Source organism: Maribrevibacterium harenarium, assembly GCF_006385675.1.
Taxonomy (GTDB): Bacteria; Pseudomonadota; Gammaproteobacteria; order Pseudomonadales; family Marinomonadaceae; genus Marinomonas; species Marinomonas harenarium.
Map to the genome: position 1 here is coordinate 1 of NZ_VFRR01000021.1, position 17,684 is coordinate 17,684.

At 48.5% G+C, this 17,684-nt stretch carries 18 protein-coding genes; 4 read left to right on the forward strand and 14 right to left on the reverse strand.

The window, feature by feature from the left end; genetic code table 11:
- Positions 1 to 231: 231 nt before the first annotated feature.
- The 6 genes from ispH to murJ form a co-directional block, all read right to left on the reverse strand.
- Positions 232 to 1,188 carry a 4-hydroxy-3-methylbut-2-enyl diphosphate reductase gene (ispH, locus tag FJM67_RS10840; RefSeq protein WP_140589215.1) on the reverse strand — a complete coding sequence of 319 codons (957 nt, stop codon included), beginning with the start codon at positions 1,186 to 1,188 and terminating at the stop codon, positions 232 to 234.
- Positions 1,188 to 1,616 carry an FKBP-type peptidyl-prolyl cis-trans isomerase gene (locus FJM67_RS10845; RefSeq protein WP_140589217.1) on the reverse strand — a complete coding sequence of 143 codons (429 nt, stop codon included), beginning with the start codon at positions 1,614 to 1,616 and terminating at the stop codon, positions 1,188 to 1,190. The genes ispH and FJM67_RS10845 overlap by 1 nt, the downstream gene beginning before the upstream one ends.
- Positions 1,600 to 2,109 carry a signal peptidase II gene (lspA, locus tag FJM67_RS10850; protein WP_407943605.1) on the reverse strand — a complete coding sequence of 170 codons (510 nt, stop codon included), beginning with the start codon at positions 2,107 to 2,109 and terminating at the stop codon, positions 1,600 to 1,602. Before lspA ends, FJM67_RS10845 begins: the two co-directional genes overlap by 17 nt.
- A gap of 5 nt (positions 2,110 to 2,114) precedes the next feature.
- The gene (gene ileS, locus FJM67_RS10855) at positions 2,115 to 4,937 is read right to left on the reverse strand and encodes an isoleucine--tRNA ligase (protein WP_140589221.1); all 2,823 of its coding nucleotides are present in this window, start codon (positions 4,935 to 4,937) and stop codon (positions 2,115 to 2,117) included.
- Positions 4,938 to 4,968: 31 nt separating this feature from the next.
- Positions 4,969 to 5,898 carry a bifunctional riboflavin kinase/FAD synthetase gene (gene ribF, locus FJM67_RS10860; RefSeq protein ID WP_140589222.1) on the reverse strand — a complete coding sequence of 310 codons (930 nt, stop codon included), beginning with the start codon at positions 5,896 to 5,898 and terminating at the stop codon, positions 4,969 to 4,971.
- A gap of 92 nt (positions 5,899 to 5,990) precedes the next feature.
- A complete protein-coding gene (gene murJ / locus FJM67_RS10865) occupies positions 5,991 to 7,535 on the reverse strand; it encodes a murein biosynthesis integral membrane protein MurJ (RefSeq protein ID WP_140589224.1) in 1,545 nt (514 codons plus the stop codon).
- Positions 7,536 to 7,772: 237 nt separating this feature from the next.
- Between murJ and rpsT the strand changes: the two genes are divergently transcribed.
- Entirely contained in the window at positions 7,773 to 8,036 is a 264-nt protein-coding gene (rpsT, locus tag FJM67_RS10870) for a 30S ribosomal protein S20 (protein ID WP_140589226.1), read from the forward strand.
- Positions 8,037 to 8,093: 57 nt separating this feature from the next.
- Here the strand turns inward: rpsT and FJM67_RS10875 are convergent, their stop codons facing one another.
- From FJM67_RS10875 to rplU, 5 genes are all read right to left on the reverse strand, one after another.
- Positions 8,094 to 8,456 (reverse strand): diacylglycerol kinase, encoded by a 363-nt coding sequence (locus FJM67_RS10875; RefSeq protein WP_140589228.1) that lies wholly within the window; start codon positions 8,454 to 8,456, stop codon positions 8,094 to 8,096.
- A gap of 34 nt (positions 8,457 to 8,490) precedes the next feature.
- A complete protein-coding gene (gene proB / locus FJM67_RS10880; protein ID WP_140589230.1) occupies positions 8,491 to 9,615 on the reverse strand; it encodes a glutamate 5-kinase in 1,125 nt (374 codons plus the stop codon).
- A 40-nt stretch (positions 9,616 to 9,655) separates the two neighbouring features.
- Positions 9,656 to 10,849 carry an Obg family GTPase CgtA gene (cgtA, locus tag FJM67_RS10885; RefSeq protein WP_140589232.1) on the reverse strand — a complete coding sequence of 398 codons (1,194 nt, stop codon included), beginning with the start codon at positions 10,847 to 10,849 and terminating at the stop codon, positions 9,656 to 9,658.
- A gap of 110 nt (positions 10,850 to 10,959) precedes the next feature.
- Positions 10,960 to 11,217, reverse strand: a complete 258-nt coding sequence (gene rpmA, locus FJM67_RS10890; protein ID WP_140589234.1) for a 50S ribosomal protein L27 — start codon at positions 11,215 to 11,217, stop codon at positions 10,960 to 10,962.
- A gap of 35 nt (positions 11,218 to 11,252) precedes the next feature.
- Entirely contained in the window at positions 11,253 to 11,561 is a 309-nt protein-coding gene (gene rplU, locus FJM67_RS10895; protein WP_140589236.1) for a 50S ribosomal protein L21, read from the reverse strand.
- Positions 11,562 to 11,829: 268 nt separating this feature from the next.
- Here rplU and FJM67_RS10900 point away from each other — a divergent pair, with 268 nt between their 5' ends.
- Positions 11,830 to 12,816: a polyprenyl synthetase family protein gene (locus FJM67_RS10900; RefSeq protein ID WP_140589237.1), complete on the forward strand. Its 987-nt coding sequence runs from the start codon at positions 11,830 to 11,832 to the stop codon at positions 12,814 to 12,816.
- A 44-nt stretch (positions 12,817 to 12,860) separates the two neighbouring features.
- Here FJM67_RS10900 and FJM67_RS10905 read toward each other — a convergent pair whose 3' ends face one another.
- Positions 12,861 to 13,754, reverse strand: a complete 894-nt coding sequence (locus FJM67_RS10905; RefSeq protein WP_140589239.1) for an alpha/beta fold hydrolase — start codon at positions 13,752 to 13,754, stop codon at positions 12,861 to 12,863.
- Between the two features lie 216 nt (positions 13,755 to 13,970).
- Between FJM67_RS10905 and fabA the strand changes: the two genes are divergently transcribed.
- Positions 13,971 to 14,486, forward strand: a complete 516-nt coding sequence (gene fabA, locus FJM67_RS10910; RefSeq protein WP_140589241.1) for a 3-hydroxyacyl-[acyl-carrier-protein] dehydratase FabA — start codon at positions 13,971 to 13,973, stop codon at positions 14,484 to 14,486.
- A gap of 26 nt (positions 14,487 to 14,512) precedes the next feature.
- Positions 14,513 to 15,727 carry a beta-ketoacyl-ACP synthase I gene (gene fabB, locus FJM67_RS10915; protein WP_140589242.1) on the forward strand — a complete coding sequence of 405 codons (1,215 nt, stop codon included), beginning with the start codon at positions 14,513 to 14,515 and terminating at the stop codon, positions 15,725 to 15,727.
- A gap of 77 nt (positions 15,728 to 15,804) precedes the next feature.
- Here the strand turns inward: fabB and FJM67_RS10920 are convergent, their stop codons facing one another.
- Together FJM67_RS10920 and FJM67_RS10925 are read right to left on the reverse strand one after the other, a co-directional pair.
- Positions 15,805 to 16,536 carry a lysophospholipid acyltransferase family protein gene (locus FJM67_RS10920; RefSeq protein ID WP_140589244.1) on the reverse strand — a complete coding sequence of 244 codons (732 nt, stop codon included), beginning with the start codon at positions 16,534 to 16,536 and terminating at the stop codon, positions 15,805 to 15,807.
- 31 nt (positions 16,537 to 16,567) lie between these two features.
- Positions 16,568 to 17,671 (reverse strand): 1-acyl-sn-glycerol-3-phosphate acyltransferase, encoded by a 1,104-nt coding sequence (locus FJM67_RS10925; RefSeq protein WP_140589246.1) that lies wholly within the window; start codon positions 17,669 to 17,671, stop codon positions 16,568 to 16,570.
- Positions 17,672 to 17,684: the final 13 nt, after the last annotated feature.

A 17,684-nucleotide genomic window follows, 5' to 3' on the forward strand; every position in this document is an offset into this window, starting at 1 on the left:
TGGTCACTCGTATAAGACTTCAAGTTTTTTGAGAAGTCTCCAGCGAGCGCCCACACAAATTATCTGATTATCTATTTTAAAGAGCGGTGACACTTCAAACATCGGCTGTTTCAGCCAGTGTTTTGCAGTCCTTAGCGGCCTGCCGTGTCAGTGGGTGCGTATATTACCGTCGCGATTTTTTAACGCAAGCACTTTTTTCAATTATTTTAAAAAAGTGCTTTCAGGGGTAATCTAGGCATCAAGATCTACTAGGCGCAATTCTTTGGGCATAGAGAAAGAAACATTTTCCGGGCGACCTTCAAGCTCCACCGGAGATTGACCACCTTCTTCTATCAAGCGCTGGATAACATCGTTCACCAACACCTCCGGCGCGGATGCCCCCGCCGTGATACCGACATCACTAACGCCATCTAACCAGCCACATTGAATTTCTAGGGCATTATCAATCAGGTAAGCTTTGGCTCCCATACGCTCCGCCAACTCTCGCAGGCGGTTTGAGTTAGAGCTATTTACAGAACCGACTACTAGCACCAATTCACACTCAGCAGCCAGTGTCTTAACCGCATCTTGGCGATTTTGTGTGGCGTAACAAATATCGTCTTTTTTCGGGCCACGAATTTGCGGGAAATGCTCACGCAACGCGTCGATTACGACAGAGGTATCATCCATAGACAATGTGGTCTGAGTTACGAAGGCCAATCGAGAAGGATCTTTTACTTCTAGCTTGGCAACATCTTCCGGTGTTTCGACCAGGTAAATAGCGCCACCATTGCTTGCGTCGTATTGCCCCATGGTTCCTTCTACTTCTGGATGACCATCATGACCAATCAGTACGCATTCCATACCATCACGAGAATAGCGCACTACTTCGAGGTGAACCTTGGTAACTAACGGGCAAGTGGCATCGAACACTTTCAAACCTCGACGCTCAGCCTCATTACGCACAGCCTGTGAAACGCCATGGGCACTAAAAATGACAATGTTGTCATCCGGCACCTGATCGAGTTCATCAACGAATACCGCACCACGGGCTTTCAACGACTCCACCACAAATTTGTTATGCACCACTTCATGACGCACGTAAATAGGAGCTTCGAACAGATCGAGACAACGGTTAACAATGTCAATGGCTCGATCAACCCCAGCACAAAAGCCTCGCGGATTGGCCAATTTAATCGTAAACCCCATTAGGCTGCCTCCACCGCAACGATTTCAATCTTGTAAGTCAGAGCGTGTCCGGCAAGGGGGTGGTTAAAGTCTACGGTCACATTATGCTCGTCAATTTCACGAATCACCCCAGGCAACTCATTCTTGGCAGAGTCAGCAAATGAGACAACCATGCCTTCCTCTAAATCCATAGCAAACTGACTGCGAGGGATACGCTGAACGTTACTTGGGTTATGGGCGCCAAAGGCCTTTTCAGGAGTCATGATAAATTCGCGCTGCTCACCAACCGCCAAACCTAGCAGCACACTTTCAAAGTCAGGTAACAAGCTACCATCGCCAAAGGTAAAGGTAGCTGGAGTTTTGTCGAAATTGGAATCCACCACATGACCATCTTCTAAACGCAGTTCAAAAAATAGAGTGATACGGCTTTGCTCATTTATTACTGTCATGCTCTTTACCTTTTTGGCCTGACCTAAAACTGTCGACCAACATCAAAATAACACCTACGGTGATTGCACTATCCGCCACGTTAAACGCCGGGAAATACCAAACGGATTGCCAATGGAACTGCAAAAAATCAATCACATGACCATACGCGAGACGATCGTGCAAATTACCAATCGCTCCCGCCATAATGAGTGTCAGCGATAACGCTTCGAGCTTATGGGTATGGCCAATTTTTGATAGACGCCAACTGATACCCACTACCACTGCGATAGCAATCAAAGAGAAGAACCAACGCTGCCAACCGCCCGCTTCCGCTAAAAAGCTAAAAGCTGCTCCGGTGTTATAACGCAGGGTTAAGTCAAAGAAGGGCAGAAACGGAATTTCCTGCCCATAGTGTAAACTCGCTTCAACGCTTTGCTTGGTTATCCAATCCAAGGCGTATATAGCGATTGCCAGCGCCCACCAGCGCTGGACTCGTTTCAGTATCGCCGTCATAAACATTAAGCGAAGTGGCGTACTTCGCCCTCGCCTTCTGGCAAGTTCGAGATACAACGATCACAAAGCTCAGGGTGTGCTTCGCGCTGACCCACTTCTTCGCGGTGATGCCAGCAGCGAACACACTTCCCGTGCTCACTCACTACCACGGCGACTTTAAGACCTTCAAGGTCTGAAGCCACTGCGTCTTCGCCGGCAGCAGTGATCGGCGCCACTTTTGCCTCCGAAGAGATCAAGACGAAGCGTAATTCGTCGCCAAGCTTAGCTAAAGTCGCTTCCAGCTCTGCATCACAGTACAAAGTGATTTCAGCACTTAGACTCGCCTTGAGCTTGCCGTCTTTACGGGCATTCTCTAGCACCTTATTGGTTGCCATTTTGACATCCAACACTTGCTTCCAGAATTCACGACCTAGAGACTCATCACCATTTAATTCAAATAAGCCCTCGTACCAAGTTTCCAAGAAGACTGATTGGGTACGCTCACCTGGCAGCGATTCCCAAATCTCATCTGCCGTGAAACTCAAAATTGGCGAGATCCAACGGGTGAAGGCTTCCGCAATATGATACAACGCAGTTTGTGCGGAACGACGAGCTAAGCTGTCAGCCTGGGTGGTGTACTGGCGGTCTTTGATGACATCTAGATAGAAACCACCTAAGTCCAAAGAACAGAAGTTTTGGATTTTCTGTACCACAGAGTGGAATTGGTACTCATTGTAAGCCGTATCAATTTCTTTCTGCAGCTGCGACGCACGGTCAACAATCCAACGATCTAGGGCGATCATATTCTCTGGCGCCACTAAATCTGTTGCAGGGTTGAAACCACTTAGGTTTGCCAACATGAAACGCGCCGTGTTACGAATACGACGATAGCCATCAGCAACGCGTTTTAAGATTTCGTCAGAAACCGTCATCTCGCCGGTGTAGTCGGTTGCTGCTACCCATAGACGGATAATGTCAGCACCTAGAGTCTCCATCACTTTTTGCGGTGATACCACGTTGCCAAGTGATTTGGACATCTTGCGACCATCACCATCTACGGTGAAGCCGTGAGTCAATACGCCTTTGTATGGTGCAACGCCACGTACAGCAATCGATGTTTTTAGAGAGGACTGGAACCAACCCCGGTGCTGGTCTGACCCTTCAAGATACAGATCTGCTGGGAAGCTTAGTTCCTCGCGCTGATCGATCACAGAGTAATGGGTTACACCAGAGTCAAACCATACATCTAGGGTATCGGTTACCTTGCTGTATTTGTCTGCATCATCACCCAATAGCTCAGCAGCATCCAATTCGAACCATGCATCCATACCGACTTTTTCGATACGTTGTGCAACCTCTTCAATTAGACGCGGTGTTTCTGGATGAAGCTCTTGGGTTTCTTTATTGATGAACAAGGCGATTGGCACACCCCAGGTACGCTGACGGGACACACACCAATCCGGGCTGTTATTCAACATGCCTTCCATGCGGTTTTGACCCCATGCAGGTGTCCACTTCACACCTTTTACAGCTTCTTTGGCATCGTCCAATAGACCTTTTTCATCCATGCTGATAAACCATTGTGGTGTGGCACGGAAGATCAAAGGCGTTTTCGTACGCCAGCAGTGTGGGTAGCTATGGAAAATCTTAGACTGGAATACGAGCGCGTTGTTGCGGTTGAGCGCCTCAACGACCGCATCGTCCACTTTGTACACATGCATACCCGCGAACTCACCGGCCGCATCAGAGTAAACACCGTTGTCTTGTACTAGATTGATGGTACCGATACCGTTCGCGCGACCCACGTTAAAGTCATCCACGCCGTGGTCAGGTGCAGTATGCACACAACCCGTACCGGCATCTGCAGTGACGTGCTCACCCAGCAGAACGGGGATATCACGTTCCATAAATGGGTGGTTCAGCAGCAGGCCACCAAGATCCGCGCCGACTGCGCGCCCTACGATACGATACTCTTCATGACCGTAACGTTGCATGATGCCTTCGACCATATCTTCTGCAAATACGAGACGCTCTTTACCCGCGCCCATATCCACCTCAACTAGGGCATAGTTGAACTCTGGATGAATTGATACCGCTTGGCTCGCTGGCAGTGTCCAAGGTGTGGTGGTCCAGATAACAACCGATACTTTACCTTCGCCTTCCACATCAGAGAATTTCGCCAAAAAAGCAGCTTCGTCTTGTGGTGCGTAACGCACATCTAGCGATAAAGAGGTTTTATCTTGGTATTCCACTTCCGCTTCCGCCAAGGCAGAACCACCGACAACACTCCAGTAAACCGGCTTAAAGCCTTTTACTAGATGGCCATTTTCAGCGATTTTCCCTAGCGCACGAACAATGTTCGCTTCAGTAACGAAGTTCATGGTTAGGTATGGGTTTTCCCAATCCCCCATGACGCCTAAACGGATAAAGTCTTTTTTCTGCTCTTCGATTTGCGAATAAGCATACTCGCGGCATTTCGCACGAAAATCCTTAAATGAAACCTTATCGCCCGCTTTACCGATCATTTGCTCGACTTTGTGCTCAATCGGCAAACCGTGGCAATCCCAGCCCGGAATATACGGCGCATCGAATCCACTCACGGTTTTTGATTTAACGATAATATCTTTGAGGATTTTGTTAACCGCGTGACCAATGTGAATACTGCCGTTGGCATATGGAGGGCCATCATGAAGAATGAAAGACTTACGGCCTTTGCTCACTTCACGTACTTTGTTGTACAGGTCCATATCTTGCCAGCGCTTTAGCATCGCTGGCTCACGTTTTGCCAAATCGCCGCGCATTGGAAAGGCGGTATCTGGCAAATTCAGCGTTGATTTGTAATCACTCATGGTTTTTCGATTTATCCTCAAAGATCATCGGTCATGGATTCGCAAAGAAGCGCAAAGCCTCTTGCTTGTCTTTTTCAATTTGTTGTTTCAATTCTTCTAGCCCAGACATCTTACGCTCTGGACGAATATGGCGACAAAATTCAACCTGAACATATTGGTTGTAGAGATTCAACGCCACATTAAATAGATGTACTTCCAAAATTGGGTATTTAGCAGTCACCGTAGGGCGTACCCCAATATTCGCGACACCGTCATACCATGCGTCGGCAACCTGCATGCGTACCGCGTAGACCCCAGATAGCGCCGGAATGATTCCTTTCAGGTGCACATTGGCAGTAGGAAAACCCAAGGTACGTCCTAGTTGCTGACCGCCTACGACTCGCCCCGACATAATCATCGGATGACCCAAAGCCTGCTGCGCAGCCTTAAGTTCACCGGCTAGCAGCAGATCACGCACCAAAGTACTACTGATACGCTCACCGGACTCACCCATGACAGATGGGGTATTTTCGACGCTAAATCCGTGGGCGCTGCCATAATCGGACAAGTAGTCAAAATCCCCCTGCCGGTCACAGCCAAAATGAAAATCATCGCCCACAACTAGATGACGTATAGCCAAGCCTTCCGACAGAATATGCTGACAGAACTGTTGGGCATCCAAAGTACGCAAACGCTGGTTGAACGGCATACAAAGCACGAAGTCAACGCCCAAATCACGCAGCAGTGTTAGCTTATCGCGCAGGCGGGTAATTCGACCTGGAGCGGTTTCACGGGCAAAAAACTCCCGTGGTTGGGGCTCAAAAATCATCACCCCAGCAGGCACACCGTATTCTTGAGCCAGTTTTTTCACGCGCGCGATAATGGCCTGATGGCCTGCATGCACGCCATCAAAATTACCGATTGTTAAAACACAACCGCGATGCTTGGGTTGGATATTTGCAATCCCCCGAACCAGTTCCATAGAGCCTCTTTTATTCACAGGCGGAGTACCGCTGAAAAAATAACCGCGATTATATAGCACTCATGGTGCTTTGTAACCGTGATGGTCGTGGGTTAATGGGCTTTTAGGTGACGCATCCGTAATCCAGCCACGATCGCCGCACCCAGATATAGAATCACCCCAGCTGCCACAACCGGCAAAAGATAAGCAACGCGCTGCCAGTCACCCCACTCCAACCATTGCCAGTTTTGACGATCTACCCACCAAAGCCATAACAACAATGCGCTCGCAGAAACCAGCAAAATACGCAACCACCCCCACCAAGCTCTAGCAAAGCGGTGCACCCCGTCACGGTGTAATCCGCGCCATAACAAGAAAGCGTTTAGCGCTGCCGACATACTGGTAGCCAACGCCAAGCCTACATGCCCCAGTGGCCAAACTAAAATTAGGTTAAAGATCATGTTTGCGGACATAGCAATAATGCCAATTTTTACTGGGGTTTTGGTATCTTGCCTCGCGTAGTAACCCGGGGCTAACACCTTTATCAGCATCATAAATATCAGCCCGAGACTGTAGGCTTGTAAACTCATGGCCGCCATCTGTACATCGCGAACCTGCAACTCTCCTCGATAGAAAATCGTGGCGATAAGGGGTTCTGCCAATACACACAGAGCAATGGAAGACGGGATAGCAATCAGTAAGAGCAGCCTCAGCCCCCAGTCCAACGTATCGCTAAAGCGACTACCATCACTACCCGCATGACGCCGAGACAACACTGGCAATATCACCGTACTAATAGCGATGGCGAAGATCCCCAACGGCAGCTCGTATAAACGGTCGGAAAGATACAACCAAGTTATACTGCCTGTTTCCAAGAAAGAGGCCAAAATCGTATCTAGGAGCAAGTTTATCTGCCCCACTGACACCCCAAACAATGCCGGCACCATCAGTTTGAGAATACGCTTTACACCCTCGTGTTTGAAACCTAGCGTCGGCATAGGTAACAGTTTTAGACGCATCAGGAATGGCACTTGAAACAATAATTGAATCAGGCCAGCAAAAAACACTCCCCAAGCGACTACCACTTCTGCCTGCGCCGCTTGTTGGGCAAATCCAAGAGTAGCGACAATTAGGGTGAAATTGAGAAAGATTGGCGTGATAGCAGGCACACCGTATTGTCCATAGGTATTTAAAACGCCTCCCGCTAATGCTGTTAAGGAGATAAAGAGTAGGTACGGAAAGGTAATGGTCAACAAGGTAGCCGCAAGGTCCGCTTGGGCGGAGTCTGCCACAAAACCCGGTGCGAATAAGTACACAACCCAAGGAGCAAGCGCCATACAAAAACCGGTCACAGCCAACAGCACCAGCGCCAAGGAGCCAGTCACCGCAGATACCAAGCCTCTTACCTCGTCAAAGCCAAAATTCACCCGATAGTCGCTCAGTACCGGGACAAATGCCTGAGCAAATGCACCTTCAGCAAATAGACGACGGAAGAAGTTGGGGATTTTAAAGGCGACAAAGAAGGCATCGGAGCCAGAACCGGCACCCAATACATAGGCCAGAGCCGAATCCCGCACCAAACCTAGAATACGGGACAAGAACGTACAAATAGAAACCAGAATCCCGGAACGAAGCAGTGACTTTGACTTATTTTCCATTGTTGGCGCCATGCCCACCGAAGTAAAAGTGAAAAAAGGTGGACAAGAATAGCACCTTGAACGACGATAGACAGCCGAACAAGCACGAAAAACAGCCAATATTTATAGAATAGGGTTGTAGGAAGGCAAAAAGCTGGTAAAATCCGCCGCGAGATTTTAAAGCGATTGCTTAACAATAATTTCACGGTTCAGCAGCGTGCTGCACCGATTCATCAGTATATTTAAAGGAGCCAGACTGTGGCAAACTCCGCCGGTTCAAAAAAACGTGCGCGCCAGGCGATTAAGCGTCGCGCTCACAATGGTAGCCTGCGCTCTATGGTGCGCACATACTTGAAAAAAGTAGATGCAGCTATTGAAGCAGGTAACAAAGAAGAAGCTCAAGCAGCTCTAGTGGTAGCAACCTCTAAATTAGACAAAGCTGCTGACAAAGGCCTATACCACAAAAACAAAGCAGCTCGTCATAAGAGCCGCTTGAGTGCAAAAATCAAAGCACTGGCCTAATCTTTATAAAAAAACCGGCAACTGCCGGTTTTTTTATATCCATTTTCTGACCACCAATCAGCCAAAGATAATCAGCAGCCATACCAATCCCGCCAGACACAAAGTCAACATTACTGCTGCCGACCCCAAGTCTTTTGCCCGTCCAGATAACTCGTGGTGCTCATCACTAATACGATCAACTACAGCCTCGATGCTGCTATTAATCGTTTCGACGATCAACACCAAGCCGACAGAAAAAATCATCAGCGCACATTCCAAGCCGTTATCACCCAACAACAGTGCTAACGGTACAGCAATGGCGAACAATACCACTTCCTGGCGGAATGCTGCCTCGAATTGCCACTCAGCACGCAACCCTTGATAGGAGTAACGCGCCGCGTCTTTTACTCGCTCTAATCCAGTTTTGCCTGGCTTTGCCATAAGCCCTACACCACCTATAAATAATGTGACTGTATTAAATAATAACCAGGTCGTCCCGATGAATCAGCTCTGGTTCACCCTCGTAACCCAAGATTTCACCGCGCTGAGAGGATGGCTTACCGAGTAGCTTGAGGGTTTCGGCGATACTGTAGTTAGTCAGACCTCGGGCAACGAGAGCCCCCTGTTGATCGACACACACCACCATATCACCCCGGGAGAAGGAGCCTTCCGCATCCTTAACACCCACCGCCAATAAACTAGTGCCTTCCTGACGTAGCGCCTTCACTGCGCCATCATCGAGAATCAACGTTCCGCGACTCTTCAAGTGACCAGCCAGCCACTGCTTACGAGCTGCCATGCGACCATGCTCAGGCTGCAACCAAGTACCCAGCAACTCACCAGCACCAACTCGGGTAATCACTTGCTCGATACGCCCAGATACGATAATGGTCTCAGCGCCGGAACGAGCCGCTAAGCGCGCAGCACGCACCTTAGTCAACATGCCGCCACTACCCAGCACGCCAGCACCACCACTCGCCATACCTTCCAAACGCTCATCCGATGCGGAAGCGTACGAAATCAATGTTGCATCTTTATGTTCGCGGGGGTTCTTGTCGAATAAGCCTTGCTGATCCGTCAGAATAATTAGCGCATCTGCTTCTACTAGGTTCGCTACGAGTGCACCCAAAGTATCGTTATCACCAAAGCGAATTTCGTCCGTCACCACAGTATCGTTTTCATTGACGATCGGTACCGCTCCTAACTCCAACAAAGTACGCAGGGAGGAGCGAGCATTCAGGTAACGACGGCGATTAGACAAGTCATCATGGGTTAGCAGTATCTGGGCAGTACACAGGCCATGCTGTTCGAAGTGAGACTCGTAGACCCCAACCAACTCCATCTGCCCAACGGCAGCCGCCGCTTGCAGCTCATTCACCTGGGTCGGTCGCGTCGCAAAGCCAAGACGCTTCATGCCAGCCGCAATAGAGCCCGAAGACACCAATACAACTTGCTTCCCAGCGGCTCGCAAGGCGGCAATTTGCGCCACCCAATCACCAATACGGGATACATCCAATCCTTGACCATCATTGGTCAACAATGCACTACCAATTTTGACAACGATACGCTGCGCCTTGGCAATTCTGTCTCTGCTTTGCATTTACCTACTACTCACCCACAAAACTTAAAACGTTCGGCAATTAACGCACATATTCGACTTCAACGTCGTAATCATCATCGTCATCGTCGAACTCATCTTCGTCATCTACTGGAGAATGACGGCGTTTAGAACGCAATGCCAAAATACGCTCACGACCTTCTTCATCAATTCGTTCGCGAATCTGACGCTCTTGCTCACGCGCATCATCATCTTCCGCCAAAATCAGACGCATCTCATCCAAGCGGGTCATCAAATCCAAGCATAGGATTTCAGTACCTTCACCAGAAATAGCCGCCACCCGATAGGTTTTTCCTTCCCATTGCAGCGCGTCGATGACACTTTGGCAACGCTCTTCCAGTTCCGCTTCCGGTACCATATCAATCTTATTCAACACCAACCAACGCTCACGCTGCGCTAGAGTTGGCGAGAATTGCTCCAATTCATTTACCGCAATTTGCGCAGCCTGAGCCGGTGTAATTTCATCCCACGGCGCCATGTCAACCACATGCAGCAGGATACGGTTACGCACCAAATGCTTCAGGAAGCGAATACCTAAACCAGCCCCTTCTGATGCACCTTCGATAATCCCTGGAATATCAGCAATAACAAAGCTTTGATGACGCTTAACTTTCACCACACCCAAGTTCGGCACAAGGGTGGTAAACGGATAGTCAGCCACCTTAGGTTTCGCCGAAGACACCGCACGAATAAAGGTCGATTTACCCGCATTCGGCAAGCCCAGCAGACCCACGTCGGCAATCACCTTCATTTCTAATTTAAGGTTACGCTCTTCTCCGACCGTTCCCTTAGTGGTCTGTCGCGGCGCACGGTTGGTGCTCGACTTGAAGCGAGTATTTCCCAGACCTTTACGACCACCTTGTGCCACTTTCAGCTCTTCACCTACTTGCGTAAGATCCCCTAGGGTTTCGCCAGTATCTTCATCGATGACCGTGGTACCCACCGGCACCTTCAAGTACAAATCTTGACCTTTCTTACCGGTCATATCGCGACCCATACCACCTTCGCCATTCTCGGCGAGGTATTTACGGGTAAAACGGTAATCGATCAGCGTATTAAGCTGTTCATCCGCCACTAAAATGACGCTACCGCCATCACCACCATCACCGCCATCAGGGCCACCTTTAGCGACAAATTTCTCACGCCAAAAGCTCATACAGCCATTACCACCCTTGCCGGCACGGACGTAGATAGTGGCTTCATCAACAAATTTCACAAATTCACCTCATAGGTGGGTTATCAACACGAAATTGTGTTGATTATAGAATTTCTACAAAAAAAAAGCCCCGCATTGCGGAGCTCTTTTTTGAAACTTGCGAAGCAGTATTAAGCAGCTACGACAGAAACTGTACGACGCTTTAGCTTACCTTTTACTTCGAATTTCACTTGACCTTCAGCAACCGCGAAAAGGGTGTGGTCTTTACCGATGCGAACACCTTCACCAGCGTGGAACTGAGTACCACGTTGACGAACAAGGATGTTACCAGGAACTACCACTTGACCACCGAAGCGCTTAACACCTAAGCGTTTCGATTCCGAATCGCGACCGTTTTTAGTACTACCACCAGCTTTTTTGTGAGCCATGATTTACTCCTAAAATTTAAACCTATTAAACGCTATTAGTTGATACCAGTGATTTTCACTTCTGTGAACCACTGACGGTGACCAGCGCGTTTCATGTGGTGTTTACGGCGACGGAATTTCAAAATAGTCACTTTATCGCCACGGCCGTGAGCAACTACTTCAGCAGTCACTTTTGCGCCTTCAACAACTGGCGCACCAACTTTAACGTCGTCGCCGTTGCTAACAAGAAGTACTTCGTCGAACTGAACAGCAGCACCAGCTTCAACAGCTAGTTTTTCTACTTTCAAAGTTTGACCTTCTTGTACGCGGTATTGTTTACCGCCTGTTTTGATCACTGCAAACATGTCTTTCTCCAATTAGATTTACCCGGCTACTGGGAATTTTGACCTACTTCTAGTGGCAACAACCAAGACTAAACTTGGCAACACCATATGATAGGGAGCAAAGTGTGGGTAAATCGGACGCGTGATTGTACGAAAGTAAGCCAGCTTAAACAAGGAAAATGTCAGCCATAGGGGCATTTTTACGTTTATTGCTTGACCAGCTATGAGCGGTTACCTAGCATGAGGCCCAATTGCGGTACAGCTTGAATGTTTTAGCTTCGGAAAATCCATGCAACCCACTCAAATACATGACGTGGTGGCCACTGAGTTTAGCCACGTAAATGACTATATTTTATCCCAGCTGAAAAGCGAAATCCCTCTGATTGAGCAAATTGGCTACTATATCATCAGTAACGGTGGGAAGCGTTTACGCCCGCTGCTCGTGCTACTGGCGGCCCGTGCTAGTCAACCCGAATCACTAAGTGAAAGCGCACAGACTAATGCCATTAAAATGGCGTCTATCGTGGAATTTATTCACACTGCCACCCTACTGCATGATGACGTGGTAGATGAATCTGATATGCGTCGGGGTAAAAAGACCGCCAACGAAGAATGGGGTAATGCTCCCAGCGTGTTAGTAGGCGACTTCCTCTATTCCCGTGCTTTTCAGATCATGGTCGAAGTGGGCAGCATGGCTTGCATGAGCATTCTTTCTACTACCACCAATATCATCTCTGAAGGTGAGGTACAGCAGCTAATTAACTGTGGTGATCCAGATACATCGGAAGAAAGCTATCTCAAGGTGATTCAATACAAGACCGCCAAGTTATTTGAAGGCGCAGCCCTTTGCGGAGCAGAGGTAGCTGGAGCAGATGATAAGATCAAGCAAGCGCTGCAGGCTTATGGCATGCACATCGGCACCGCATTTCAGCTGATTGACGATGTCATGGACTACGTTTCCACTGCCGAAGAAATGGGCAAAAGTGTGGGAGATGACTTAGCGGAAGGCAAACCTACTTTGCCGCTCATTTTTACCATGCAACATGGCACTGATGCAGCAAAAGAACGGGTGCGCCAAGCCATCCTCACCGGCGGATTGAATCAACTCGATGCGATTTTAGAAGACGTAAGACAAAGCGGAGCGATCGAATACACTCAGCAATGTGCCGAACAACAGGCCCAAGCAGGCATTGATGCCATTGCTATCCTGCCAGAAAGCCAATACAAACAAGCGCTCATCGCTTTAGCAAAGGCTTCGGTATATCGTCGTACTTAACCTGCTTTTTTCTCTGAGTAAGGCGTGCTCTGCCTTACTCAGCCTTACGCTAATAGCCGATTGATCAACACACCTGTTTGCTCCGGATATTCCATCATAAAGCAATGGTCACCCTCTACTAGCTGCATGCTAATGTTTTCATTCTGAGTAAGAGCCAAGTCATAGGCCTGTTTAAAATGAGGGTATGTATCCTTTCCTGCCACAATGACAGTTGGCACCGTTAACTCTCTCACCGCTTGCCATAAACCTTCGGCGAAACTAGCAAACAGCGCGGCTTCTAATGTCGGCGGATAACGCAGCGTACAGCCAGATGCATCCATTCGAGTACCATGTTCGACGTAGGCCTGAAAACAACGCTCATCCCACCCCTTAAACACGCCGCGGTGATGAAGGCTAGCAAATGCAGACTGCTGATCAGGCCAATGACTACGCCGGCGTAACGTTTGCCGCACAATTGGCACTCGCGCCTGTTCTCCCCGTAACTGGGCCCCACGCAATTGCCAAATAAAATCCGGTGGGTACAAGGCAGGGTCTAATAGAATCAAACGTTCAAATAATTCCGGCCGACGGGCTGCCATTAACAAGGTCATTACTCCGCCGAAACTATGACCAATACCGACAGCCCTTCCTATAGCAACTTGCTGGCGATGTTGCTGTATGACTTTTTCAAACAGCTCGCTAACGGTGTTCCAGCCGAGAAACTCATCGGTAGCAGGGGAAGCCCCATGCCCAGGGGCATCCTGGGCAAAAATATCCACTCCCGGACGTAACACATCGAGCATTGGGCCATAAGTTGCGACCGGGAAGCCGTTGCCATGCAAAAAGTGCCCCCAAGTATCGCAATCTGTGCCGGATCTTTCCTTCGACGTAACATGGTAGTGACTCAGGATCACACCATCCAAATCCAACATTTGCGCCGTTTGCCCTACTTTAGCCATCGTTTTACCCTTACTCAGCGCCCATTATCTTTATTTTTGTTCGACATTTAGGCGAAAAACTGTCACAAATCCACGGTTCCAGTACATTTTTTCCCCGCTAAACGTTCATATTATGCCCATGAACCGATATAATCTTACAGATTTTATTCTGTAAATTGGACCACACGACCCAGCCTTAATACTCTCATTCAGGCTGACGGTGGAAATAGGACTATAATGACTACAGCTTCATCGTTTGAAAAAGACGAACTACTTAAGTGCGGTTACGGCGAGATGTTCGGACCAGGTAATGCACAATTACCGGTTGGTAACATGCTTATGTTGGATCGAATCACTCACATCAGCGCGGAAGGTGGCGAGTTCGATAAAGGTGAAATCATCGCCGAACTAGACATCAACCCTGATCTTTGGTTCTTTGCCTGCCACTTCCCAGGCGACCCAGTTATGCCTGGTTGTTTAGGTCTGGACGCTATGTGGCAGTTAGTTGGCTTTTTCCTAGGCTGGAAAGGCAACAAAGGCCGTGGACGCGCACTTGGAGCAGGCGAAGTGAAATTCACGGGCCAAATTCTACCAACCGCGAAAAAGGTAACGTTCCACATTCAGCTTAAACGCGTCATCGAACGCAAGCTAGTAATGGGGATCGCTGACGGAAGTGTTAAAGTGGATGGTCGTGAGATCTACACCGCGAAAGACTTGCGTGTAGGCCTGTTCACCTCAACTGAAAACTTCTAAAGATAAAGACAAAAGAGGCTTAATTTATGCGTCGTGTAGTTGTAACCGGCCTTGGCATCGTTAGCTGCCTAGGTAACGATAAAGCAACCGTCCTAGAGTCCCTTCGTGAAGGCCGTTCCGGCATCCGTTTCGCAGAAGACTACAAAGAAAAAGGTTTCCGCAGCCATGTATGTGGTCGTGTTGACCTAGACGACAGTGTGATTGATCGCAAAGTACGCCGTTTTATGGGCGATGCGGCAACTTACGCCTATGTTTCTATGCAACAAGCTATTGCTGACTCTGGTTTAAGCGAAGATCAAGTATCGAACATTCGTACCGGTCTAATTGCTGGCTCTGGTGGTGCGTCGGCACAGAACCTAGTGGAAGCGGCAGACACTCTACGCGAAAAAGGCGTTAAGCGTGTTGGTCCTTACCGCGTAACCCAAACGATGGGTAGTACCGTATCTGCATGTCTTGCGACACCATTCAAAATCAAAGGCGTGAACTACTCTATCACGTCTGCCTGTTCGACCAGTGCTCACTGTATTGGCAACGCCATGGAGCTAATCCAATTAGGCAAACAAGATGTTGTGTTTGCCGGTGGTGGCGAAGAAGAAAGCTGGACGCAAACTTGTATGTTTGATGCGATGGGTGCCCTATCTTCTAAATACAATGAAACTCCTGCTCAGGCTTCCCGTGCCTATGATGCAAACCGTGATGGTTTCGTTATCGCTGGCGGTGGCGGTATTTTGGTTCTTGAAGAACTAGAACACGCTAAAGCTCGTGGCGCTAAGATCTATGCTGAAGTGGTTGGCTACGGCGCCACTTCTGACGGTTACGACATGGTGGCCCCATCTGGGGAAGGTGCTGTCCGTTGTATGCAAATGGCCATGAGCACCATCGATGGCAAAATTGATTACATCAACACCCACGGCACTAGCACCCCAGCTGGCGATATGAAAGAGCTACAAGCAGTACGCGAAACCTTTGGTGATGACATTCCAAAAGTAAGCTCTACTAAGTCGCTTTCTGGTCACTCTCTTGGTGCAGCCGGCGTTCATGAAGCTATCTACAGCTTGCTGATGATGGAAAATAACTTCATCACAGCGTCTGCTAACGTGGAAGAGCTAGACCCTGAAGCTGGCAACATCCCAGTTGTGACTACCCGTGAAGACAATGTTGATCTGAAATACATTATGTCTAACAGCTTTGGTTTTGGTGGCACTAACGCTAGCCTAGTATTTAAGAAGTACGAAGGCTAATCCGCCTCTCTTCTTATGCTACACATCAAAAAGCCGCGTTTATCGCGGCTTTTTCGTTGCTGAGTAAAGCTAAAGCTTCAAGGATGAGCAGCCATTGTTGCCTTCATCCAGTTTTCCATATCTTCGTGCACCTCTGCTACACCACGATCCTGGGTTTCAATCAGCGGCCCAATGACAACGGTAATTGTACCTGGGTAACGCTTCCAAGTGCGCCCTGGCCATACATGACCGGCGTTATGAACAAGTGGCAAAATGGGAACGCCAGCAGAGCAGGCCAACATTGCCGCCCCTTTATTAAAAGCTTTTTCTTCACCTGGCGCGGTACGGGTACCTTCTGGAAATATCAGCACAGAGCGTTGATCATGTAGACGTTCTTTGCCTTGCTTGAGAATTTGCTTCAAAGCCCCCGCTCGCTTAGAACGATCAATGGCGATCGGCTGCACCATACGCAACCCCCAACCAAAAAATGGGATCGACAACAGCTCCTTCTTTAATACTGTGGAGATTGGCGTAATCAGCACCTGTAGCAAATAGGTTTCCCACTCACTTTGGTGATTTGCTGCCAGCACAACCGGCCGCCCAACGGGAATGTGCTCTTTACCCTGAATATCAACTCGCACCCCGCACAAAAGACGGAACAGAAACAACAGCACCTTGTTATGGATGTTCAGCAGTGGCTGGCGTAGGCGTAGCGGTAATAACCACCCAATAATAGGAGCGAATACCCCACTGAACGCCGTTAGCACTGCATAGCATAAGCCAAAGCTAAGTGACCCTAGCAACGCACGAAATGTAAAAGATTGAGACATAGAAGTATTACCCTGTTAGCTGACCAATACGCTAGCTGCGTATTTTCTCAATTTGTATCAATGGGTTAGCATACATAGTCAAAACCTGTTGACGAATATCCTCAGGACAAGAGCGTAAATATTCATCGAACGCGGCATCACCACTGTCTTTACCTTGTAGCAGATTATGGGCGGCACGGTTGGTACTCTGAATGGCGTAGTTGTTGATAATCTGACGATCTACTTCAGCTACCATCTCTTCAGGACTATCACAATTGTGGTCGATCACATCTCCAAAGGTAACCACTACCTTACCTTTGCGGCCAACGATCCCCTTGCGAATACTGTCGATATCTTCAAACTCGGATTTCTGATAACTACCCGTCGTCGATTTTTGATGTAATTCCTGGGCTTTCTCGAACGCACATGGATCATATTCGTAAGAAATGGAAACCGGTACGATATGTAAGTTCTTCATTGCCTCTGCAAAAGGGATCTTTTGCTTCTTCTGACTCATGTAGAACATTTTGATAATGGCTGGATCGGTTAGATCAACCCCATCTTTGGCACGACCTTCTTTCTGGGCAATCCAAATATTGCAACGATCCACTTGAATGGAATGAGTGATATAGTCCGATAACTGCCCAAAAGCTGCCATCATTTCACGAATCCCTGTCGCTGAGCGCTTCACAATAAAGCTCTTGTTCAATCGCATCAGGTCACTGACAAACGGACGACGCAATAGGTTATCACCAATGGCAATGCGCACCGTATCCAATTGATTCAAGTACAAACCATAGTTAACGAATGCTGGATCCATGGCGATATCACGATGATTGGAGATAAATAGATACCCCTTATCGGCAGAGAGCTTCTCCACACCTCGATATTCCACAGCAGTGGTGGTGGTTTTGATCATACGCTCCATGTAGCCCGCCACTTGACTCTGGAAAGCTTTTACCGAATCAATACGTTGTGTCTCTTTTTTCAGTGCTCGTTTCACCAATACCGTCAGCAAGCCACGAGTCCACTGTGGCCATTTGGCAAAACGAAAGCCAATGATGGTATTGATGAAGTCCGGGGTATTAACTAATGTCTCCAACACCCCAGCAACTTCGTCGTCGTTGTAGGGGCGAATATCATGAAACTGATCCATTAAGGTATCCGTA